Below are 22,345 nucleotides of genomic sequence, written 5' to 3'. Positions count from 1 at the left end.
CCGGCGTTGTGCCGGCAGGTTGTGAGGTGATACTTATTTTTGAGGAAAACTTTTTGGTGTTGCGGGGGAAGCTAGTGAGCGTCCGCTTCGAGGCTGCCCTGGATGTAGATGGCGGTCAGCAAGGCGAAAACAAATGCCTGCAGCACCATGATCAGCAGTTCCAGGAAGTACATGGCCACGGATCCGGCAATAACTGCCACACCCGTCGCGTTGAGCAGGATGCTGTCCTGAACAATGATCAGGTACTGTGCACCGCTACCTGCCAGAGCCACGATCAAGTGACCGGCGAGCATGGTTGCCATCAAACGCAAGGAGTGCGTCAGCGGGCGAACAACGAAGTTGGAGAGAATTTCCAACGGCACCAGCAGCGGCAGGATCCAACCGGGAACACCGGAGGGAACAACTGCCAGCTTGAAGTAACGGATGCCGTGCTTCTGCACGCCAACAGCAATCCACGTGAAGTAGATGATCAAGGCAATTGCATAGGCGCTGCCTGCGTGTGAGAACGAAGGCAACTGCAGCAGCGGAATGGCACCGAAGATGTTGTTCAGCAGCACAAAGAGGAACACTGAGAAAATCAGCGGGACCCACGGGCGGAAGTTCTTCTCACCCATGATGTCGCGGCTAATAGTGTTACGCGCGAAGCTGTAGAAGCCTTCGGCGAAGAACTGGGTTCGGCCCGGAACCAATTTCGGGTTTCGGATCGCTAGTTTGAAGAAGACAGTGATCAGCACAACCGACAAGATGACCATGATCATCTGCTTGCCCAGTCCGGTGCCGTACTCGGCCATCCAGGGCAAAACGTCGGGGAGGTGGGTGTCACTAATTGTCGGTGGAACGAAGCCACCGTCATTCGAGGCCATCGGAAGCGCAAACGCGGTCAACGCGCTGTCCTCTCTGCAGTTTCGGTCATAGGGCAAGTGCGGTGGCCCATCAAAAGATGGTCAGCACCAAAGGAAAGTCTGATGGTGGGATTCATTGCTTGTGGTCATTGTCAGGGCGGCCATGCCGTTGATAATGCCGAGCTAGGTAGTACCCACAGGCGGCTCCAATAGGAACTGCAGCAAACACAATCCAAGCTTGGTGCAATAAAAAGTCCAGTCCCCACCCTATCAAACCCCAGAGCAGGATTCCGCCAATAATGTAGGTGTAGTCCAGCTTTCCGGCATTCGACTTCGGTGGGATTACCACGTGGTCGCCTTGGCCGGGATCGGGTGTCTTCTTAGTCATGACTGGGCTCCTTCGCCATCGCGGTCAGCATCAGCGTTCTCCTGCGCCTTCAGGGCTGGAGCCGAATCATCAAACAGTAAAAAGCGCTGTTTACTGAATATGACGACTTCCGTTGCCTGCCACACCAGCACCGAAGCCACGGCTGCCCCTGCAAACCAGGGTTTATTCAGCCACGATGGTGCCGCCAAAGCGAAAAGTATGGCGGAGAAGCCGAAGACTTTGACGATGTAGCTCATGAAGAAAATACTCATGACGGCCTTCGGCCGGTTTCGGCCGAATACATGGGCAGCGAAAAGGCTCAAAGCGAAGAAGAGCATGACCACCACAGCGCCGCACAACACACTGATGACGCCTGGCATATCCGTGAAAATGAACGCGGCTAGTGCCATGACGACCGTAGCGATCCCGCCAGTCTGAAGACATTTCTTCAGGATGTTCCAGCTGGGGCTCGCAGTGGGACCCGAGGCCGTTAATGGCCTTGGTGCAGCGCTATTGTTCGCGCTTGCGTCCTTCATGTGAACTCCATCTGGGGAAAATCCCCTCGTTGCTCAGCCCTGCCACGGCACAGCTGCAAGCAGCGTGAACGCGTGGGGGCATGGAAAGAGGGCGGTGAGTTTCACCACAAATTATTCTACACGAGATAGAACTGGGTGTGGACGGGCCGCCGCGGGCTTGGGCCCTCCCCCAAGCCTCTAAGCCTTTTCGGCCCTGCGTCGGAAGTAGCTCTGAAAAAGTGTTGGGGTCCGCAGATACGCCAGCACCACGGCAAAGCCAACAGCGGTGGCCACCACCTGGGTGACACTGCCGCCCTCGGCCGCCACTATGCCCAAAACACTGACCACGATCGTGGCGCCACACACCACAGCCGTGGCTTGGACGTGGCTCAAGCCCACAATGGTCAAGCGCTGGTACACGTGCTGCCGGTGCGCCGCATACCACCGTTCACCGGCCAGCAGCCTCCGCAAAAATGTCACAAACGTGTCCACTAAATAGATCAGCACCGGCGAGAAAATATATTCCGGCGGCACTCCGGCAAGAAATGCACACATGGCTGTGACGGCGATCGAAGCACCGAGCAAATAGCTGCCCACATCACCGAGAAACACCTTGTTGCGGCTCAGGTTCCAGGGCAGGAATCCGCCAAATGCCATGGCAATCGCGATTCCCACATAGACCATCCAGCCGTGCCCCGCCACGTACCCGGCGTAGGCGTAAAAGCCGCCCACAAGCAGGCCATGCGTCCCGGAGATGCCATTGATGCCGTCCATAAAATTGGCCACGTTGACATACGCCGCCACCGCGATGGCTCCGATCGGAATCAGCCACAGTTGCTGCTCCCCCGGGTCCAGAATGGCCACGGCTGCGGTCGCCAATCCACCCACGGCCAGTTGCATCCCGGCCCGAATTTTTACTGACAGGCCGCGAATATCTTCGATCCAGCCAATGGCGCTGGCGGCCAGTACGACGCCGAGAATCACTACCAGCGTCAGCGCACCCTGACGCGTGTTCCCCGACTGGGGCAAAAACACGGCCACCAGGACAGCGGCAGGCAAGGCCACCGCCGTCGTAATTCCCATGCCGCGGATGGTGGGTGCAGTGTGGGAGGAACGTGCGTTCGGCACATCCAGCACGCCGGCCTTTGCCAGCAGCGGCCGGACAAAGATCGGCAAGAGCAGTGCCAGCGCCAGCGCTACGGCGCCTACGGTGATTGCGGCCCAGGTTTCCATCATGCTCCTGCCGCGACGTCGCCGTCGGACTCATCAATGCTGGCACCGTTGGGGCCTGCCTCGTCGATGCAGCGCTGGAGCCACAAGGACAGATCAAGCTCGTCCGGGGACAGCGGTTTGGCGTGCGTGTGGGAGATCTTGGGGTGGCCGTCAGGATCCTTGATCTCGTCATCTCCGGTGAGCTGCTCGTGCAGTTTTTCGGAGGGGCGCAGGCCGGTGATCTTGATTTCAATTTTTCGTCCGGACATGGCGATCATGCGTTCGGCCACTTCCATAATGCGGACCGGCTCGCCCATATCCAGGATCAGCACGTCGCCGCCGTGGCCAATGGCACCGGCTTGGATGACCAGCTGGCAGGCCTCCGGGATGGTCATGAAGAAGCGGGTGATATCGGGGTGCGTGACGGTGACGGGGCCGCCCTTGTTGATTTGATCAGTGAACAACGGCAGCATGGATCCCCGGCTGCCCAAGACGTTGCCGAAGCGGACGGAAACGTAGCGCTGACCCGTCTCCCGCGCCATCCACGAGGTGAGCTTTTCCGCCGCTCGTTTGGAGTGTCCTAGAGCCGTGGTGGGGCTAGCGGCTTTGTCTGTTGAGACATTGACGTAGGTTTCCACCCCAACGCTGCGGGCGGCCTGGAGCACGTTCAGGGACCCCAGAACGTTGGTCTTCCAGCCTTCTTCCGGGTACATCTGCAGCAGGGGCGCGTGCTTGAGCGCGGCGGCGTGGAAGACCACTTCCGGGCGGCGAGCGGCAAAGATCTGATTCAAGGAGTCGGCGTCACGAATATCTGCTAAGACAATGTTTTCATTATCGAGCAGACCGTGGCCCTCAATGGAGAGTTGTGTGTGCTGGAGTCCGGATTCGTCACGGTCCAGCATGATCAACGCGGCCGGCTCAAAACCAAATAGCTGGCGGCACAGCTCCGAACCAATAGACCCGCCGGCGCCGGTGACTAGGACGCGTTTGCCTTTGATGTAGCCGGCAATCTGCGACACTTCGGTTTCAACGGGGCTGCGGCCAATGAGATCGGCCACATCGATTTCGCGGAAGTCGGTCAGTCCACCCTGGTTATCCCGGTTGGTATCCGGGCTGAGCATCTCCTGGAGTGGAGGCAGAATCAAAACCTTCACACCAAGTCCGGAAACGCTTTCGGAGATCTCCCGAATCCGTTTGGAGCTCAAATGTGCCATGGCCAGAACAACCACTGTTGACTTGGTGCGCTTGATCAACTCGGGCAGTTCGTGCCCGCCACCCAGAACGCTTACCGAACTCAGGCGCAGGTGCTTTTTGGTGGAGTCGTCATCTACCAAACCCACGGGGACATACGGGGATTCCGGATCCTGGACCATGCGGGTAACCAGCGAGTTACCGAGAAAGCCAGCACCGTAAATGAGGGTCTTTTGTGCTTCCTCACCAAAAATCGGCTTGCCCTCAACGTAGAGCCTCTTGGCGTAACGGATTGCGGCCATTGCCAGCGCCGCGAAGGGGAACGCAATAACGGCCACGGAACGGGCCACATGAAGTTCACTGATGAAGATTGAAAGCACAATGCTGGTCACGACACACACGATCAGCGTCACTGCCACCAGCACGCGGGCCTCGTGGATACTGCCAAAGCTGTAGCGTCCGCGGTACAGCGCCATATACCAGCCAGCAATCAGCTGCGTAGCAACAGCAACGGCAATCAAAACGCCAAGACCGGTGAAATTGATGAGGCGTATATCCAACTCGTAGCGCAGCAATACGGCCAAGAAGATGGCACCGGTCCACGCCAGAGAATCCAAAATCGCTTGCGACCATAACCATAAACGAGGTTTGCGATCACTCTCCACGGAGATGGGCGCGGCTTCTGGGTCTGACTGTGTGCTGGTGGTATTCAACGTGATTCGTATTTCCGATTTCTGCCAAAGGTCTTTTTCGGCGGGGCACTGTTGTCCACGGCGTAATGAGGTCGATGATGGCGACTGTACTAAAGTGGAAGGTACACAAGAATAGTAATCCCTTGCCGATGATTACATGCTCTTTAGCCATGCCGGATGCCGCGCACCGCCGCGGGCACCACCCGAGAGGACCCCCCCTTGAGCGATACCATAGCCGTTGCTGCCGTCACCTTTGACCGGCCAGACGACGTGCGAATCCTGCTGGGTGCCCTTGCACAGCAAACCCACGCTCCCCATGCCATTGCCTTGGTGGATTCCGGGACCTCCGATGTGCGTGAGATCGCGGCCGCTGCCCCTGCCGAGGTCACGTACGTGCGCTCCCTGGCAAATCTAGGCGGGGCCGGCGGCTTTTCACTGGCTATCCTGAATGCCATAGCCTCGGGTGCGGAGTGGGTGTGGATTATGGACGACGACGCCCACCCGGAAGATCCTGCCTGCCTGGCCACACTGCTGGCGGCGGCCAAGGCTCGCAATCTCGATGTTGTGGTGCCCTTGATAGTGGCCCCCGGCGAACCCAGCAAGCTCTCCTTCCCGTTCCGTATCGATGGCCACCTGACCCATGACCGTTCCGTGGTTGAACCCCTTGGCTTCATCGACAACGTGGGCCAGTTCTTCAACGGCGCGCTGATCCGCACCGACGTCTTTTTCAAGGTTGGCCTGCCGGATCTGCGCTTGTTCATCCGCGGTGACGAGACCGATTTCATGCTCCGTCTGCGCGAAGCCAAGGTGAAGTTTGGCACCGTCACCTCCGTGGCACTGACCCACCCCGCCGGTTGGGGTGAGGTTCAGGAAGTTCTCGGCGACCGCCTGCACGTACTGGTTCCCGAGACTCCGTTCAAGCGTTTTTACTACTACCGCAACCGCGGCTTCCTGACCCGCAAGCACCGCCGAGTCCGGTCATTGGTGGCCGACGCCGTGGGTTACCCGCTGTTCTTCCTCAAAAAGGGTGATTTCAAGGGCCTCGCCATGTGGGCCAGCACCTATTCGGCAGGCCTGCGCGGCGCCAAGTTCGGCCCCATGAAGGACCAAAAGTTTTGAGTCTGGGCCGTCACGAACAGTTCTTCATCGTCATCACCACTTTCAACCGTGCTGACTATCTTGAGGGGCTTTTGGACTCGGTTGCGGCGCTTGCCCCGGCCCCCGATGGGGTGATCGTGGTCAATAATGCCAGTACCGACACCACGGCCGCGGTCATCGAGGCTGCCACGGCTCGCTTCGCCGCGCTCCCTGCGCCGATTCCCGTCATTCACCACGAGTTGGCAGAAAACTCCGGCGGGGCTGGTGGTTTTTCGGCCGGTGTTGAGCGGGCTTTGGCCGAGGGTGCGCAGTGGATGTGGCTGATGGACGACGACGTCACGTGCGTTCCCGATGCGATCGGTGCCTTTGCGCCGTGGATGGGGAAATACGACGCCATGATTGGCCGCCGCTACGACGCCGAAGGCGAGCCCTTCTTCTGGCAAAACAACTTCAACACTTTTCTGGGCTTCCCGATGCCTGTCCGCGGCAACGTCTTTTCCTCGACCAACGAATTTGCCACCAATGTTGGCTGTTTCGAAGGCATGTTGCTCCACGCTGACGCGGCGCGCGGTGTGGGCCTGCCAGACCCGCGGTTTTTTCTCAACTGGGATGACACCGTCTACGGGTGGCTGATTTCGCTGCAGCGCCCGGTCAGGTACGTCAATGAATTCGTGCTGCACAAGGCCCGTTCCCAGCGCAGCATTGATCTGCGCATCAGGCACTTGAACGATTCTTCCGATCTCAGCCGCTTCTATGTCATGCGCAACCGTGGCTTGGTGGGCCAATACCTACGTGTTCATGGTCGCTTCAACCCGGTGGGCTTTGCCCTCGGCACGGCGCTGACGGCGTCCAAGGAACTATTGCGGCTGGTGGGTGTTGAGAAGACCCTGCGTGGCAGTGGCCGGCTACTGGCTGGTTGGCGTGAATCACGGCGAATTCTTGCAGCCTCCGACTTTACCCCGATGCCTCCTCTGGAAGGTCCACGCTAACCATGGCCGTTGATTCACATGAACTGCGCTGGTTGGTGATCGGTGCCTCGGGTTTTGTTGGCAGCGCCATTGTCGACGACCTCCGGCAACGCGGGGCCACGGTTGTCGCCATGGCCGCTCCCCGGCTGCGAAGTACTGCTGTCTCTTCCCATGAGATTGTGGCAGAGGCGGGATCCCCCACACCGGGCTCCCCGATCTCTTCCTCCCGGGAAGAACTCAGCGCCGCGTTTTCTGGAATTGACGTTGTGATCAATGCCGCTGGCCTGGCAACGCCGGGCGAGGGCGAATCGCCCGAGCTCACCGGCGCTAATGCCTTGTTGCCAGTGGTGCTTGCCATGGCGGCCAAGGGGGCCGGGGTGAATAGATTTGTGCATCTGAGCAGCGCCTCGGTGCAGGGACATCGCCGCGTGATCGACGAAAGCAGCAATCGGGCACCCTTTTCGGCCTACTCGCGGTCCAAGGCCCTGGGTGAAGAAGCTCTGGAGTTGGCGGCAGCACAGTGCGCACAGCTTTCAGTGGCCACCGTCCGGGCCACCTCGGTTCAGGGTGCCAGCCGCCCCACCACCCAGTCGTTGGTCAAGGTAGCCCGCTCCCCCATCGCCTCCGTTGCCACACCCGGCGACTTCCCCACACCAGTCAGCTCCATCGATGCCCTCGCATGGTTCGTTGTTGAGACAGGCCAGTTCGCGGGCGATGTTCCGTCCGTGGTCTTGCAACCGTGGGAAGGATTGTCGGTCAGCGAGGTCCTAGCTGCTGCAGGTGGCCGCCCTCCTCGCCGTTTACCCCGATTCCTGTGCAAGGCGGTCCTGTCCGCCGGATATTTCGTCTCGGGCTTGCTGGGCGAAAGGCTGCACGGCTCTCTTCGCCGGGTGGAGTTGATGTGGTTTGGTCAAGAACAAACTCCCGGCTGGGCCGAGTCCGTAGGCCTCACTCCTGCTCCCTCAGTAGCCACGGTGCTGGAGAACGCCCGCTTGGGGAAATAGCACCCGCACTTCCGCTAGCGCTACCCTGATCCTGCGTAAATGAGGTCCTAGGAAGCAGCCTCTTCTGGCTTCTCGAGATTGATCGACTCTGAGTCAATTTTCTGAAGGTCAATTTTCTCTGGGTCAATAGCTAGTTCTTCAGCTGCCGCATCACTCATCGACTCGCCGGCGGTTTCCGCGGATTCCATGGAATCCTCGTCCAGGACCTCGTCCTGATCCTTGCCCAGATTCGATGGCTCCCACATTTTAGGTTCCACGTCAGGACCCAAGGCGCTAGGGATCATCTGCTGAATCTCGGCCAGGCTGATAGCACCTTCGCGGACCACACGCAGCCGCAGACCTGTTGCATCAACGATGGTGGATGGGGTGCCAGCCTTACCGTCGACCGGGCGGAATCCGCCCTCCAAATACACTTCGACGGAATCCGCGAGTTGGCTCCTGGCCTCGGAACCTGTCTGCGCAGCCGCCTGTCCGGTTCGGTTTGCACTTGAGACGGCCAAGGGACCCGTAATGGTGAGCAGGTCAAGTGCCAGTTGCTCATCCGGAACGCGAAGGGCAACGGTTCCCTTGGTTTCACCCAGGTCCCAGGTCAAGGTGGGCTGCGCATGGAAGATCAAGGTGAGCGGGCCAGGCCAGTATTTCTCGGCAAGTTTGCGGGCATCATCGGGGATGTCGGTTGCCAGACCCTCCATGGTGCCAATGCGCGGAATCAGCACGGGCGGCGGCATATTGCGGCCACGGCCCTTGGCAGCCAGCAGCGTGGCCACCGCCTGCGGGGAAAACGCGTCAGCTGCGACCCCATACACAGTGTCCGTAGGCATGACGATAATCTGCTTCGCAGCAATGGCCTTCTGCGCATGGGCCAAGCCCTCGGCGCGCTGTTGCTCATTGGTGCAGTTATAGGAAGTGGTACTCACAAGACCATTCTTTCATCACGGCGCCCACTTACGTGGAACGCGTCCCATCAATCACGAAGTTTCGGCGCAACAGATTAGCGCCGCAAGCCGCTGGTGGCCCTGTCCCGTCCGGTCAGGTCCGGGTGTGTGCGTACGTTGACCCAGTGTCCGCTGTTGTTGAAGAGTTCTGCCATTTGCGGAGCCTGAACTTCAGCGTGCTCCATAACGAAGAACCCTCCTGGGCGCAATAGCCGGGCAGCCGTGGCCTCTGCGGCGGTGGGCATTTCCATCCCGTCCGCTCCCCCGCCGTACAGTGCCATGTGGGGATCGTGTAGCCGTACTTCCAGATCTCGCGGGATGGCGTCGGCAGGAATGTACGGCGGATTCGAGACCACTACATCTACTTCTCCGTTAAGCCCGGCAAAGGAATCGCGCATATCTCCGTGTACCAAGTTAACTCCGGTACCGGCTAGATTCTTTTCCGCCCAAGGGAAGGCGTCATCACTGAGTTCCACGGCATAGACAGTACTGCCTGAAACCTCGGTGGCCATGGCACCAGCAATGGCGCCCGAGCCTGTGCCCAGGTCCACGGCAACTAGCTCCGCGGTATCCCCACGTTCCTGGCGCAACTGAGTTAATACATCGATCCCCAGCTGGACCACCGATTCCGTTTCGGGTCGCGGAACAAAAACGCCCGGGCCCACCGCCAATTCCAGGTGCCGAAAATAGGCTACGCCCGTGATGTGCTGCAACGGTTCCCGTGTGGCTCGCCTAGCTATCAGCTCATCATAACCAGATGGTGCTACAGCTGTGCCAAATAACATGGCTGCCACCTCGCCCCGGCTCACACCGAGGAGATGGGCGGCCAAAAGCTGGGCATCCACCGCTGGGGTGGGCACACCAGCGGCCGCAAGAACCGCCGTCGCACTGCGAACAGCGTCAGCCAAAGTTACGGCTGTTCCTGAGGCGCAGGAGCTGGTGGCATCAGTCGCCAATGGCGTCCAATCGTGCCTGCTCGTCCATTTCAATGGCCGACTGCACCACAGGTTCCAAATCACCATTCATGACGGCATCAAGGTTGTAGGCCTTGTAACCGGTGCGGTGATCGGCGATGCGGTTTTCCGGGTAGTTGTAGGTGCGGATTCGTTCCGAGCGGTCCATGGTACGGATCTGGGACTTACGCACCGCGGAGTTTTCGGCGTCGATGATGGCTTGCTGGTGCGCCAGAATACGGGCACGGAGCACGCGCATGCCTGCTTCACGGTTCTGCAGCTGCGACTTCTCGTTCTGCATCGCCACCACAATTCCGGTGGGAAGGTGAGTAATGCGGACTGCGGAGTCCGTGGTGTTCACGGACTGGCCACCCGGGCCGGAGGAACGGTAGACATCAATCTTGAGATCGTTTTGGCTGATGTCCACTTCTTCGGGCTCGTCCACTTCGGGGAGCACCAGAACACCGGCGGCCGAGGTGTGGATTCGTCCCTGAGATTCCGTAGCCGGAACGCGCTGCACACGGTGCACGCCGCCTTCAAACTTCAGGCGAGCAAATACGCCCTCGGCGGGATCATTGGAGCGGCCCTTGACGGCAATGGAAATATCCTTGTAGCCACCCAGATCAGATTCCGTTGCGGAGATGATTTCCGTCTTCCACCCACGCTGGTCGGCGTAACGGGTGTACATGCGCACCAGATCGGCGGCGAACAAGGCTGCCTCGTCTCCACCTTCACCCGCCTTGACTTCCAAGATGACATCGCGGGCATCATCGGGATCGCGCGGGATCAACAGACGGCGCAACTTCTCCTGCGCAGCAGCCAATTGTTCTTCTAACACGGGAACCTCGGCGGCAAACTCTGCGTCCTCGGCGGCCATCTCGCGGGCAGCTTCCAGATCGTCACCGATAGATTCCACCTGGTGATGACCCTCCACCACGTTGCTCAATTCGGCATACCGGCGGCCCAGTTTGCGCGCCAAGGCCTGATCGGCGTGCACTTCAGGCTCGCTCAGACGCATCTGCAGCTCGGCATGCTCATCAAGCAAACCGTGGATGGATTCAAACATTTCAACAACCTCTCTCGACGTAAGTCAAGTCTAATAACTAAATTCGTTCCAGCGGGAAGGAGCAATAACGCCAAGAGGCGGGCCCGCACAGTGATGTACGGTCCCGCCTCTTACGCTTAGCTACTTGTCTTGTTCGGCCTTGGAGCCCAGAGTTGTCTTCTGGATCTGCATGAGGAACTCGACGTTGGACTGGGTTTCACGCAGCTTGGAAGTCAACAGTTCAAGCGACTGCTGCATTTCCAAACCGGAGAGCACGCGGCGCAGGCGCCACATGATCTTGACTTCCTCAGGGGACAGCAGGTTCTCTTCACGGCGTGTACCGGAGCCATTGACGTCAACAGCAGGGAAGATGCGCTTGTCAGCCAGCTGGCGTGAGAGGCGGAGTTCCATGTTGCCGGTGCCCTTGAACTCTTCAAAGATGACCTCATCAGCCTTGGAACCGGTTTCCACCAGTGCCGTGGCCAAAATGGTCAGCGAGCCGCCGTTTTCAATGTTGCGGGCTGCTCCGAAGAAGCGCTTGGGCGGGTACAGGGCTGCAGAGTCCACACCACCGGAGAGGATACGGCCCGAGGACGGAGCCGAGTTGTTGTAGGCACGGCCCAAGCGGGTCATGGAATCCAACAGCACCACTACGTCCATACCCATTTCCACGAGGCGCTTGGCGCGCTCGATGGAAAGTTCGGCTACCTGTGTGTGGTCATCGGCGGGGCGGTCAAAGGTTGAAGCAATAACTTCGCCCTTGACCGTGCGCTGCATGTCGGTGACTTCTTCAGGACGCTCATCAACCAACACCATCATTAGGTGAACTTCAGGGTTGTTGATGGTGATCGCATTGGCGATCGACTGCAGGATCAGAGTCTTACCGGCCTTGGGCGGGGACACGATCAGGCCACGCTGGCCCTTACCGATCGGTGCCACCAGGTCAATAACGCGGGGACCGATCTTCTTTGAGTCGGTCTCCAAACGCAGACGCTCCGACGGGTACAGCGGTACCAGCTTGGCGAACTCAACGCGGTTCTTGAGTTCATCCGGGTTCTTGCCGTTGACACTGGTGACGCGCACCAAGGCGTTGAACTTCTGGCGGGCACTCTGAGCATTGCTGCGGTCTTCGCCTTCGCGAGGTGCACGGATGGCACCTACGACGGCGTCGCCCTTACGCAGGTTGTACTTCTTGACCTGTGACAAGGAGACATAGACATCGTTGGAACCGGGCAGGTAGCCGGAGGTACGCACAAATGCGTAGTTTTCCAAGATGTCCAGGATGCCGGCTACGGGCAGCAGGACGTCGTCCTCGGTCAGCTCGGTGTCATCGAAGTCCGGGCCCTGGGTACGGCCGCGGCGGCGTTCGTTGCGGTCGCGGAAACGGTCGTTCCGGTCATTGCGGTTGTTGTTGCTATTGCTGTTGTTTCCGCTGCGATCGTTGCGGTCGTTGGAATCGTTAGAGTTCCGGTCCCGGCGGTTACGACGGTTGCGGTTGTTACGCGATCCGTCTTCGTCGTCGCCTGCACTGTTGTTGCCGTTATTGCTGTTGGCGTTATTCGCGCTGTTATTGCTATTGGCGCTGTTCCGGTCGTTGCTGTTCCGCTGGTTGCGCTGGTTATTGTTGCGCTGGTTGCGGACGTTGCGCTCACCGTTCTCGGCATTATCGCCCTGAGCGGATTCACTGTCGGTGGCCTCGGGCGTCTCGGCAGCTACGTTGTCAGCAGAGGTAGCACCGTCGCTGTGTGCATCCTGCTGGCGTGAACCACCCTGTGAACGGCGGTTGCGGGTACGGGACTGGCGGCGGTTTTCGCCGTCGTTCTCGTTGCTCTCCTGAGCAGGTGCACCGGAAGTTTCGGTGGAAGTGGACTCAACGGCGGTAGCTTGCGCAGAAACCACACCGGAGTGCGAGGCCGAATCCGTGGTGATGATGCCGTCGCTGCTGGCAGCACGGCGGGTGCGGCCGCGGCCGCGGACCGGACGCTCGGGAGCCTCGGTGGCAGCTGCGTTTTCACCGGTGTTGTTGCTGGTGCCTGCCTCGACGGCAGCGTCAGGAGCGGCAGACCCTACGGCAGCCTCATTGTTGCTCTCGGCAGCAGCCTTGGTTGCGGAGCCGCGCCGGGTTGAACGTGTTGCCGTCCCGGTCTTTGCCGCCCCGGTCTTTTCGGCTGCATTCTTGCCAGCAGCTGCCGTGTCGGCGCCTGCGCCAGCGTTGGAACTGGAGCGAACCGGCCGATCAGCAACGGAAGAACCGCGCTGATGAGCTGAGATGGCTTCAACAAGGTCGCCCTTGCGCATCCTAGAACCACCGGTGATGCCCAGCTGTCCAGCCAAGACCTGCAGCTGGGCGAGCTTCAACCCAGCTAGACCTGCGGACTTTGCAGGTGCGCCAGTGGTGTTTGATTCAGCAGCCTTGGGAGCAGCGGCTGAAGTTGCGGTTTCGGTCACGAAGGATCCTTCCCCCTCGATGGCGGGCCCAATTCTTGGGGCCGCGATGATTAGTGTCGAGCTCCCCTATTGCTGCCGCACTGGCTAACAACGGGACATACCCGAGGTTCCATTCCCGTAGCCGAAAAAACGGTTTGTGTTCCGGAAATGGTGTGATTCACCTTTTGAATCGAGTCTCAAATGGAGCGATCCCAGAACCAAACCGGCGGCTGCCATGCGTTGATCCAGCGGTCACTGCGCACGAATGGCGCAGGCTGCAAAGGCGGCATCATGGGTCAAATAAACACTGTTCGTTTCCGCGCTGGTCAAATAGCAACCAAAAGGGAGAGTGTCTATGAACTACGGATGCATCTCCACTTTAGCACCTTCGAGGTCAACTTCGAGCCGGAAAACCCGCCAAGACACGCCGTTTGAAGCGGAATTTTCATTGTCGTTGCGCAAATTTGTGATTCGGCCCACGATTATTTCCGCTTCGGCACCACCATTGGCAAGCACCATGACCGTGGGGCCGGCACCAGAAATGAAGGCTGCGTGCCCGTCTCCGCGCAAAAGCTCCACCAACGCGGCGCTGGCAGGCATGGCCTCGGCCCGGTAATCCTGGTGCAGATAATCGCGGGTTCCGGCCAATAGCAGTGACGGATCATTGGTGAGCGCGTGCATGAGCAAGGCTGCTCGGCCAGAGTTGGCGGCAGCGTCAGCGTGCGGCACGGTGGCCGGCAGCATGCCACGGGCCCGTTCGGTTTTGAGTTCCACATCGGGGATGGCTACTACGGGAACCACCACGTTCGACGGCGTGAGCTTGGCGCTGGCGAATTCCGCACCTTCCTGCCACGAAACGGCCACGGCACCAAAGATGGCGGGCGCGACGTTATCCGGGTGGCCTTCGAGTTCGGAGGCCAGCTGCAAAACCCAAGCCTTATCCTGCTGATCCTCGGGCGCCACCAGCGCGTTCGCTGCCATGATCGCGGCCACAATCGCCGAGGCCGAGGACCCCAGGCCACGGCCGTGCGGAAGCACATTGTTCGCGGTTACCCGTACTCCCACACGGCTGTAGCCCAGACGTGCCCAAGCGATATCAAGCGTCTTCACCACAAGGTGGCTGGCGTCCCGAGGGAGCTCCGCCACACCTTCCCCGCTCAGCTCAAATTCCAGTTCCGGACCAGCCAAGGTGGTGATGGTCAAGGTGTCATAGAGCGAAACCGCCAAGCCCAGCGAATCAAAGCCGGGGCCAAGATTGGCGCTGGTACCGGGAACCCGCACGGTGGCGGCGGTTCCTGAAAGCGGAGTTTTCAGAAGCGGTTGATGAGGCAGCGGGGAAGTCATGCTTGAACCTGTCATGGTGGACCCTGTCATGATGGTGTGCTGCTAGTCCGTCAGGCCAAGTGCATCGGCAACTGTGACCACGTCAAAAGCCACAGACTTGGGCTGTGCGGCGCTGCCGTCGGCGTTCTTCAGGGCCCAATCGGGGTCCTTCAGGCCATGGCCGGTCACGGTGATGACAAAGGTCTTGCCGGAGGGCACTTCGCCGGCCGCATGCTTCTTGATCAGACCAGCAACGCCGGCTGCGGAGCCGGGCTCCACAAAGACGCCTTCCTTGGCCGAGAGCCAGCGGTGTGCTGCGAGGATTTCATCATCCGTGACAGCTTCAATGAGTCCGCCGGACTCATCCCGTGCAGCTATGGCCATGTCCCACGATGCCGGGTTACCGATACGGATGGCCGTGGCAATCGTGTCGGGTTCCAGAATGGGGTGACCGGCAACGAACGGTGCGGCGCCGGCTGCTTGGAAGCCCCACATGATGGGCGTGTGTGTGGAGACAGCAGGCAAGGTACCGGCCGTGGCAGATTCGTACGGGGCCGCGTATTCGCGGTAGCCGCGCCAGTAGGCGCTGATGTTGCCAGCGTTACCTACGGGAAGCACATGGTAATCCGGGGCATCGCCCAGGGCATCCACCACTTCGAAGGCACCGGTCTTCTGCCCTTCAATGCGGGCGGGGTTGACCGAGTTGACCAAGAAGACCGGGTAGGACTCGGCCAGCTTGCGGGCCACATCCAAGCAGTTATCGAAGTTACCGTCTACCTGCAAGATGGTGGCGCCGTGCGCCACCGCCTGGCTGAGCTTGCCCATGGAGATCTTGCCTTCAGGCACCAACACTGCACAGGTCAATCCGGCAGCCTTGGCGTAAGCTGCTGCCGACGCCGAGGTGTTACCAGTTGAGGCGCACACAACAGCCTTGGCCCCGGCTGCGACAGCCGCCGTCATGGCCATGGTCATGCCGCGGTCCTTGAAGGAACCGGTGGGGTTCATGCCCTCCACCTTCAGGTACACATTGGAACCCGTCAAGGCTGAGAGATGCTGCGCGTACACCAACGGTGTGCCGCCTTCACCCAGGGTAATGATTTTGGTGTCTGCCGTTACCGGAAGACGCTCTGCATATTCGCGGACAACTCCACGCCACTGATGAGCCATTAGACTCCCTCCACCCTCAAGACACTCGTCACTGAATTAATGATGTCAAGACCCTTGATGGCCTCAACAGTTGCCGCCAAAGCGGCCTCGCTTGCGCGGTGAGTAACAATGCGCAGCTCAGCAGTTGCCGGGCCGCCATTCTCAGACTCGTCGCGGTCGCGGTGCACCGTCTGCCGCATGGTCTCAATGGAGACCCCGTTCTCGGCAAACAACGCAGAGATCTTGGACAGGACACCGGGCTGGTCCGCGGCGTCCATGCCAATGTAGTAACGGGTTCTCACTGCATCGATAGGCAGCACCGGCAGCACCTCAATGGTGGAATCCGTGCGGCCCGGGCCACCCAGAACCAAACGACGTCCAGCTGAGACAACGTCACCCATGACAGCTGATGCCGTGGGGGAACCGCCTGCTCCTGCCCCATAGAACATGAGCTCACCGGCATTTTCCGCTTCGACAAACACGGCGTTGAACGCGCCACGCACCGCACCCAGAGGGTGTTCGCGCGGAATCAAGGTGGGGTGCACACGCACACTCACGCCCGAGGTGGGGTGGGCGCCGTCGTGAGTGCCGGCGTCGTGCTTGGCATCAATCTTTTCAGCGATCGCCAGCAACTTGATGACATAGCCGGCATCCTTGGCGGCGGCAATGTCTCCCGCCGTGACCCCGGTGATGCCCTGGCAGTGCACATCTTCCAACGCAAAGCGCGTGTGGAAGGCCAGGGAAGCCAAGATGGCACCCTTGGCTGCGGCGTCGTGGCCCTCAATATCGGCGGTGGGATCAGCTTCGGCGTAGCCCAGGCGCGTGGCCTCGGCCAGTGCGTCAGCAAATTCAGCACCGGTGGAATCCATGGCGTCGAGGATGAAGTTCGTGGTGCCGTTGACAATGCCCATGACGCGGGTGATCTTGTCCCCGGCCAGCGAATCCGTGATGGGACGCAGGATGGGGATGGCACCGGCCACGGCGGCCTCGTAGGAGAGCTGGACACCGGCGGCGTCGGCCTTCTCGTACAGGGTGGGACCGTCCACGGCCAGCAGCGCCTTATTGCCGGTGACCACGGTGGCCCCGTGCTCAATGGCTTCCAGAATCAGCGCGCGGGCCGGCTCAATGCCACCCATCAGCTCAATGACAATGTCGGCATTGCGGACCAGGGCGGAGGCGTCGGTGGTGTAGAGCTCGCGGGGCGCCTGAACGTCGCGCGGAGCGTCAACGTTCCGCACCGCAATGCCTACCAGCTCGAGCCGGGCCCCTGTTCGGGCTGCCAGCGCATCTGCGTCTTCTAGCAAAATGCGGGCAACTTGCGAGCCCACATTTCCGGCGCCAAGGAGCGCCACTTTCAGGGTCTTGATATTGGCGGACACATTGGTGTCCACGGTATTGCGCTCTGTCAAAGGTCTCTAGGCCCCTAAATCGCGTGCCAGCAAATCGTCTTCGGTTTCTCCCCGCACAATCAAACGTGCGGTGCCGTTCTTAACAGCCACAACGGGCGGACGGGGCACATAGTTGTAGTTGCTGGCTAGTGCCCAGCAGTACGCGCCCGTTCCGGGAACTGCAAGCAAATCCCCGGCCGCCACGTCATTGGGCAGATATACATCTCTAACAACAATGTCACCACTCTCGCAATGTTTGCCCACTACTCGGGACAACGCGGGAGCCTGCGCCGAGCTACGGCTGGCCAAAACTGCCGAATAATCAGCCTCATAAAGCACCGGACGGGCGTTATCGCTCATTCCGCCATCCACCGACACATAACGGCGCGGAGCCGTCACATCCGCCTGCCCATCCACCTCAACTTGCACGGTTTTCAGCGTGCCGGTCTCATAGAGGGTGAACGTGGTGCTGCCAACAATGGCACGGCCTGGCTCAATGGAGATCCGTGGGGCGCTCATACCCAGTTCCGCGCACGTATCACGCACGACGGCGGCCATCGCCTGAGCGACTTCGGCAGCCGGGCGCGGGGTATCCACCGCGGTGTAGGCAATGCCGTAGCCGCCACCAAGGTCCAGTTCCGGCAAGGTGACGCCGTAGCTTTGCTGGATTTTGTGCGTGAACGCCAGCAGCTTGCGGGCGGCAATTTCAAAGCCTTCGGCTTCGAAGATCTGCGAACCAATGTGCGCGTGGAACCCTAAGAAGTTAATGCTTTCGGCTTCTACGGCCAGCTTCGCGGCAGCCTCGGCAGCGCTCATACCGGGAGCTTCGGGATCCTCAGCGATGAAACTGAGGCCGAATTTCTGGTCCTCATGTGCCGTGGCAATGGACTCGTGAGTGTGAGCGTGTACGCCGGGGGTCAGGCGCAACATGACGTTGGCTTTTTCCCCGCGGGCCGCAGCAATCTCGGCCACGCGCGCCAGTTCGTGGAGGCTGTCCACCACAATCCGGCCCAAGCCCATGTCCAGAGCCCGGTTGATTTCCGCAGCCGACTTATTGTTGCCGTGCAGGCCCAGGTTTTCACCTTTGAGCCCGGCACGCTTAGCCACAGCCAACTCTCCGCCGGAGCAGGTATCCAGACGCAGTCCTTCGGAATCAACCCAGCGGGCTACCTCGGTGGATAAGAAGGCCTTGCCTGCGTAGTAGACGTCCACGCCTCCGCAAATGTCTTTGAAGGCCGCATCGAAGGCGTCTTTAAACGTCCGGGCACGGGCGCGGAAGTCGTCCTCGCTCATGACGAACAGCGGGGTGCCAAACTGCTCTTTGAGTTCGCTGACGGGAATCCCGCTGATGGTGACTTCACCGCTGTGGCCGCGTTCGACGTCGTGCGCCCACATGGCAGGCACCAACTCATTTACGTCCCCTGCGGCAGGCAACCACTCAGGTGCCAGCTGGGCGCCAGCGATCTGCGTTTGGGTCATTTTCTTACATCCGTTCCGGAGCGGAGACACCCAGCATGGCCAGACCGTTGGCGAGAACCTGACCCACGGCGTCGTTGAGCCAGAGACGGGTACGGTTCACATCGGTGACAGCTTCCTCGCCCATGGGGGTGACGCGGCAGGCGTCGTACCAGCGGTGGTACGCGCCGGCGATAACTTCCAGGTGGCGAGCCACGCGGTGCGGTTCGCGGAAGCCTGCGGCCTGGGACAACATGCCCGGGTACTGGCCCAGAACGGCCAGCAGCTCCGACTCGGTGACGTGGCTAAGCGCAGCGGCGTCGAAAGCTGTGCGCTCAACCTTGGCTGCGGCGGCGTTGCGAGCCACGGCGCAGGTGCGGGCGTGGGCGTACTGGACGTAGAACACCGGGTTCTCGTTGGACTTCTTGGTCAGCACGTCCAAGTCAATGTCAATGTTGGAATCGCTGGAGAAGCGGGCCAGAGAGTAGCGGGCGGCGTCGGTGCCCACGGCCTCCACGAGGTCTTCCATGGTGACCACGGTGCCGGCACGCTTGGACATGCGCACGGGCTTGCCGTCCTGAACCAGATTCACCATCTGGCCGATGAGAACCTCAACGCGGTTGGCGTCATCGCCCATGGCTGCCGCGGCGGCCTTGAGGCGGGCAACGTAGCCGTGGTGGTCGGCACCGAGCATGTAGATGCACAGGTCGAAGCCGCGGTCACGCTTGTTCTTGAAGTAGGCGATATCACCGGCAATGTAGGCTGCGTTGCCATCGGACTTGATGACCACACGGTCCTTGTCGTCACCGTAATCGGTGGAGTTCAACCACCAGGCGCCGTCCTTGAGGTACATGTTGCCAGAACCCTTGAGCTGGTCCAGGAGCTTCTCAACGGCGCCGTCTTCAAAGAGTGAGTTCTCGTGGAAGTAGACGTCAAAGTCGACGCCGAACTCGTGCAGGGACTTGCGGATCGCAGCAAACATGAGCTCCACGCCCTGGGCGCGGAATTCTTCCTGCGGATCTTCGCTTTCGAGGATGCCGGGGTTGTTCGCCATGACCTCGGTGGCGATATCAACGATGTACGCTCCACCGTAGCCATCTTCGGGTGCGGGCTCACCCTTGGCGCTGGCCAGCAATGAGCGGGCAAACTTATCGATCTGGTTGCCGTGGTCATTGAAGTAGTACTCACGGGTTACGTCGGCACCCTGCGACAAGAAGATGCGGGCCAGAGAATCGCCCACGGCAGCCCAGCGGGTACCGCCCAAGTGGATAGGGCCAGTGGGGTTGGCGGAGACAAACTCCAAGTTGATCTTGGTGCCAGCCATGGCAACATTGGTGCCGAAGCTTTCGCCGGCTTCGACGATCGCTTTGGCCAGTTCTCCGGCAGCAGCGGCGTCTACGGTGATGTTCAAGAAACCCGGGCCAGCGATATCGACCTTGGAAACACCAGGGATTTCACTCAGGCGGGTCTGCAGAATCTCGGCGATTTTGCGCGGCGGAACACCGGCCGGCTTAGCCAGCTGGAGCGCGATGCTGGTAGCCCAGTCGCCGTGGTCGCGGCTCTTGGGCCGCTCCACCCGGACTTCCGAGGGCAGCGCTTCGACGGGAACAGTGAGTTCACCGGCGTCGAGCGCATCTTTTAGGCAAGTGGTAATGGCGGCAGAAAGTTCTTCAGGAGTCACGCCTCTAAGTGTACGGTTCCGGCCGGGCCCTCCCCCAATCCGTGGCCATCACGCCCAGAATGTGGCAGATCCGGTGCGTTGCTGTCCGCCAAGCCGCGGCCGGGCGCCGGAGCCCCTCCATTTCGACTCCATAGATCATCGGTCCGTGAGCTTTGGTCGTTTAGAAGCACCAGAACGACCAGAGCTCACGGATCAATGCATGGCGGCCGCGGATTACGACCACGCTCCTCTAGGCACCGACGGGCACCGGAGCGAAATCGTCCTCGAGCATCTTGGGGCGGCAAATGATCCAGGCGCCGACACCCAGCAGCACCAAGGACCCAAACAAGAACATGAATGGAACAGTCCAAGAACCCGTCCACTGGTGCAGCAGCCCAAAGAACAGCGGCCCCGTGCACGCCAACGCGTATCCCATACCCTGGCTGAACCCGGACAGAACCCCCGCACCGAGTTGAGTGCGCGTGCGGTGATTGATCAGCAGCAGCGACAGCGGGAACGTGCCGGGGCCGAGTCCGGCCAGGGCCACCCAGATCCAGGTCCCCTCAGCCGGTGATAGCAGCAGGCCCATGTATCCCACCACGAAACAGGCCAGCATGACTACGACTGCAGGGAACGGGTTGCGCATCTTGGCAGCAATGATCGGAATACCTAGGCTCAGGGGCAAGCCGAGGGCGGCAAAGAGAGCCAGCATGGACCCAGCCTGTCCCCTATCCAGCCCCGCCCCCGTCAGGATTTCAGGAAGCCACGCAAACATGGCGTACGTGTTCAGCGATGTGCACCCAAACATGAACGTCAGCCCCCACGCGGTGGGCGAACGCCACAAATTCATTTTGGGCACTGGTGCCGTGGCCACCGCCGAATGAATCACCGGCGTCTGAACCACGACGGCGTGAGGTGTCTTGGAAGGGTTGGCGGAGGCCGGCGTCGTGCTTGGGGAAATGAGCGCTACCAGCCAAGGGATCAAGGCGATGGTGCTGATTCCTGCCCAAGAGGCGAGGGAGAACTGCCAACTTGTGGCGTCGGCCACGGGGACCGAAAGCTGTGCCGGCAGTGCCGTGCCCACTGAAATGGAAGTGACGTACAGTGCCGTCATGAGCCCAATCCTGGTGGGGAAATACTTCTTAACCAAGGGCGGCAACAGCACATTGCCAGCGCCGAGACCACCGAATGCCACCACGGAAAAGAGCAGGAAAAGTGGAGTATTGGGGACCAAAACTCGCGCGATCTGGCCAACGATTCCGACAAAGATGGCCAGCACGATGAGCTTTTCCAGCGGTGCCCGGCGAATCACATACGGCGTCAGGAAGCCGAATAGTCCAAAGGCGGCGGTCGGCAGCATGCCCAGGATCCCGATGGTCGAGGCGCTGAGCGGGAGGTCTTCGTTGATGGTTGAGATCAAGGGTGGAACGACTGTCACGGCCGCCCGCAGCGTCAGGGCTGTCAGGATGATGGCGGCCGCGAAGAGCCACGCCCTCTGCTGTTTTTTTACGCTCATGAGTTCCCCATTGGCCCAACAATACCCGCCATATGGTGGTCTTTATCCTGCGAGTTTTTCTTCCGAGCCCCTGCACCTGCTAAGCTCTTCTCGTTCCCATTGGCAGCCACGGTTGCCACGCCTTCGTAGCTCAGGGGATAGAGCGTCGGTTTCCGGTACCGTAGGTCGGGGGTTCGAATCCCTCCGAGGGCACAAAATGAAACACCCTGATCCATGGATCAGGGTGTTTTTTTGTTGGGTGGCTCGGGTTAGCGGTTAGCGGGAGCGGTTAGCGGGGGCGGTTAGCGGGGGCGGTTAGCGGGATTAGCGGGACTAGCAGGATTAGCGGGATTAGCAGCCAAAATGTACGCACAGCCCGGGCGGGTCCGTGGCTTCTTTCGGGTTAGTGGCCACAATCCCCGCGGTCCCCAATTCGGGTCTCCAAACTCCAGATACTGTGATGAGCCTATTCGAAACGGCAGATGACGCGATCGCCCTAGTCGAGTCGACACATATGGCCCCAAATTTACCCAAATTTGGGCTGAACTGGTGGACGATGTTCTGGCCGTTATCAAGGAGTTGGCCGAAGAAGGCTGGACCATGGTGATCGTGACCCACGAACTCGCCTT

General features: G+C 60.2%; 18 protein-coding genes, 1 tRNA gene and 1 pseudogene. 5 read left to right on the top strand and 15 right to left on the bottom strand.

What is annotated here, in order from left to right:
- Nucleotides 1–71: 71 nt before the first annotated feature.
- The 5 genes from atpB to AB0O97_RS15730 form a co-directional block, all read right to left on the bottom strand.
- Nucleotides 72–884: a F0F1 ATP synthase subunit A gene (atpB, locus tag AB0O97_RS15750; protein ID WP_363838660.1), complete on the bottom strand. Its 813-nt coding sequence runs from the start codon at nt 882–884 to the stop codon at nt 72–74.
- A 91-nt stretch (nt 885–975) separates the two neighbouring features.
- On the bottom strand, nt 976–1,230 hold the full coding sequence (locus tag AB0O97_RS15745) for a hypothetical protein (RefSeq protein WP_363838658.1): 255 nt from the start codon (nt 1,228–1,230) through the stop codon (nt 976–978).
- A complete protein-coding gene (locus AB0O97_RS15740) occupies nt 1,227–1,745 on the bottom strand; it encodes a hypothetical protein (RefSeq protein ID WP_363838655.1) in 519 nt (172 codons plus the stop codon). Before AB0O97_RS15740 ends, AB0O97_RS15745 begins: the two co-directional genes overlap by 4 nt.
- Before the next feature lie 177 nt (nt 1,746–1,922).
- Complete coding sequence (locus AB0O97_RS15735; RefSeq protein ID WP_363883898.1) at nt 1,923–2,960, bottom strand: glycosyltransferase family 4 protein; 1,038 nt, start codon at nt 2,958–2,960, stop codon at nt 1,923–1,925.
- A complete protein-coding gene (locus AB0O97_RS15730; protein ID WP_363883897.1) occupies nt 2,957–4,744 on the bottom strand; it encodes a nucleoside-diphosphate sugar epimerase/dehydratase in 1,788 nt (595 codons plus the stop codon). Before AB0O97_RS15730 ends, AB0O97_RS15735 begins: the two co-directional genes overlap by 4 nt.
- A gap of 294 nt (nt 4,745–5,038) precedes the next feature.
- Between AB0O97_RS15730 and AB0O97_RS15725 the strand changes: the two genes are divergently transcribed.
- From AB0O97_RS15725 to AB0O97_RS15715, 3 genes are read left to right on the top strand one after another with little or no spacing between them, the layout of a single operon-like run.
- On the top strand, nt 5,039–5,938 hold the full coding sequence (locus AB0O97_RS15725; protein WP_363838648.1) for a glycosyltransferase family 2 protein: 900 nt from the start codon (nt 5,039–5,041) through the stop codon (nt 5,936–5,938).
- Entirely contained in the window at nt 5,935–6,906 is a 972-nt protein-coding gene (locus AB0O97_RS15720) for a glycosyltransferase (protein WP_363883895.1), read from the top strand. Before AB0O97_RS15725 ends, AB0O97_RS15720 begins: the two co-directional genes overlap by 4 nt.
- A gap of 2 nt (nt 6,907–6,908) precedes the next feature.
- Nucleotides 6,909–7,889 (top strand): NAD-dependent epimerase/dehydratase family protein, encoded by a 981-nt coding sequence (locus AB0O97_RS15715; protein ID WP_363883893.1) that lies wholly within the window; start codon nt 6,909–6,911, stop codon nt 7,887–7,889.
- Between the two features lie 47 nt (nt 7,890–7,936).
- Here the strand turns inward: AB0O97_RS15715 and AB0O97_RS15710 are convergent, their stop codons facing one another.
- From AB0O97_RS15710 to AB0O97_RS15665, 10 genes are all read right to left on the bottom strand, one after another.
- Nucleotides 7,937–8,806 carry an L-threonylcarbamoyladenylate synthase gene (locus AB0O97_RS15710; protein WP_363883892.1) on the bottom strand — a complete coding sequence of 290 codons (870 nt, stop codon included), beginning with the start codon at nt 8,804–8,806 and terminating at the stop codon, nt 7,937–7,939.
- Between the two features lie 74 nt (nt 8,807–8,880).
- The gene (prmC, locus tag AB0O97_RS15705) at nt 8,881–9,732 is read right to left on the bottom strand and encodes a peptide chain release factor N(5)-glutamine methyltransferase (protein ID WP_363883890.1); all 852 of its coding nucleotides are present in this window, start codon (nt 9,730–9,732) and stop codon (nt 8,881–8,883) included.
- A 37-nt stretch (nt 9,733–9,769) separates the two neighbouring features.
- On the bottom strand, nt 9,770–10,843 hold the full coding sequence (gene prfA, locus AB0O97_RS15700; protein WP_363838635.1) for a peptide chain release factor 1: 1,074 nt from the start codon (nt 10,841–10,843) through the stop codon (nt 9,770–9,772).
- Nucleotides 10,844–10,963: 120 nt separating this feature from the next.
- On the bottom strand, nt 10,964–13,270 hold the full coding sequence (rho, locus tag AB0O97_RS15695) for a transcription termination factor Rho (RefSeq protein WP_363838632.1): 2,307 nt from the start codon (nt 13,268–13,270) through the stop codon (nt 10,964–10,966).
- A 339-nt stretch (nt 13,271–13,609) separates the two neighbouring features.
- A complete protein-coding gene (gene thrB, locus AB0O97_RS15690; protein ID WP_363883888.1) occupies nt 13,610–14,593 on the bottom strand; it encodes a homoserine kinase in 984 nt (327 codons plus the stop codon).
- 42 nt (nt 14,594–14,635) lie between these two features.
- Nucleotides 14,636–15,739 carry a threonine synthase gene (gene thrC, locus AB0O97_RS15685; protein WP_363838627.1) on the bottom strand — a complete coding sequence of 368 codons (1,104 nt, stop codon included), beginning with the start codon at nt 15,737–15,739 and terminating at the stop codon, nt 14,636–14,638.
- Nucleotides 15,739–17,085 (bottom strand): homoserine dehydrogenase, encoded by a 1,347-nt coding sequence (locus AB0O97_RS15680; protein ID WP_363839351.1) that lies wholly within the window; start codon nt 17,083–17,085, stop codon nt 15,739–15,741. The genes thrC and AB0O97_RS15680 overlap by 1 nt, the downstream gene beginning before the upstream one ends.
- A gap of 48 nt (nt 17,086–17,133) precedes the next feature.
- The gene (gene lysA / locus AB0O97_RS15675; protein ID WP_363883887.1) at nt 17,134–18,585 is read right to left on the bottom strand and encodes a diaminopimelate decarboxylase; all 1,452 of its coding nucleotides are present in this window, start codon (nt 18,583–18,585) and stop codon (nt 17,134–17,136) included.
- A 4-nt stretch (nt 18,586–18,589) separates the two neighbouring features.
- Nucleotides 18,590–20,242 carry an arginine--tRNA ligase gene (argS, locus tag AB0O97_RS15670; protein WP_363883886.1) on the bottom strand — a complete coding sequence of 551 codons (1,653 nt, stop codon included), beginning with the start codon at nt 20,240–20,242 and terminating at the stop codon, nt 18,590–18,592.
- 229 nt (nt 20,243–20,471) lie between these two features.
- The gene (locus tag AB0O97_RS15665; RefSeq protein WP_363883884.1) at nt 20,472–21,737 is read right to left on the bottom strand and encodes an MFS transporter; all 1,266 of its coding nucleotides are present in this window, start codon (nt 21,735–21,737) and stop codon (nt 20,472–20,474) included.
- 119 nt (nt 21,738–21,856) lie between these two features.
- On the opposite strand from AB0O97_RS15665, the gene AB0O97_RS15660 reads away from it, so the two are divergent.
- Together AB0O97_RS15660 and glnQ are read left to right on the top strand one after the other, a co-directional pair.
- Nucleotides 21,857–21,929, top strand: a tRNA-Arg gene (locus AB0O97_RS15660).
- A gap of 330 nt (nt 21,930–22,259) precedes the next feature.
- Nucleotides 22,260–22,345: pseudogene (gene glnQ / locus AB0O97_RS15655) on the top strand (glutamine ABC transporter ATP-binding protein GlnQ); the annotation flags it as partial.

Origin of the sequence: Specibacter sp. NPDC078692, assembly GCF_040686835.1 — a bacterium.
In the GTDB taxonomy this organism is placed as follows: Bacteria; Actinomycetota; Actinomycetes; order Actinomycetales; family Micrococcaceae; genus Specibacter.
This window is presented reverse-complemented; position numbering and strand designations above follow the sequence as displayed.

Excerpts from the sequence above, each read along its gene's own strand:
- AB0O97_RS15715 (WP_363883893.1), top strand. The coding sequence starts at position 6,909 with ATGGCCGTTGATTCACATGAACTGCGCTGGTTGGTGATCGGTGCCTCG.
- thrB (WP_363883888.1), bottom strand. The coding sequence starts at position 14,593 with ATGACTTCCCCGCTGCCTCATCAACCGCTTCTGAAAACTCCGCTTTCA.
- lysA (WP_363883887.1), bottom strand. The coding sequence starts at position 18,585 with ATGACCCAAACGCAGATCGCTGGCGCCCAGCTGGCACCTGAGTGGTTG.
- AB0O97_RS15740 (WP_363838655.1), bottom strand. The coding sequence starts at position 1,745 with ATGAAGGACGCAAGCGCGAACAATAGCGCTGCACCAAGGCCATTAACG.
- AB0O97_RS15745 (WP_363838658.1), bottom strand. The coding sequence starts at position 1,230 with ATGACTAAGAAGACACCCGATCCCGGCCAAGGCGACCACGTGGTAATC.
- prfA (WP_363838635.1), bottom strand. The coding sequence starts at position 10,843 with ATGTTTGAATCCATCCACGGTTTGCTTGATGAGCATGCCGAGCTGCAG.
- thrC (WP_363838627.1), bottom strand. The coding sequence starts at position 15,739 with ATGGCTCATCAGTGGCGTGGAGTTGTCCGCGAATATGCAGAGCGTCTT.
- AB0O97_RS15665 (WP_363883884.1), bottom strand. The coding sequence starts at position 21,737 with ATGAGCGTAAAAAAACAGCAGAGGGCGTGGCTCTTCGCGGCCGCCATC.
- AB0O97_RS15735 (WP_363883898.1), bottom strand. The coding sequence starts at position 2,960 with ATGATGGAAACCTGGGCCGCAATCACCGTAGGCGCCGTAGCGCTGGCG.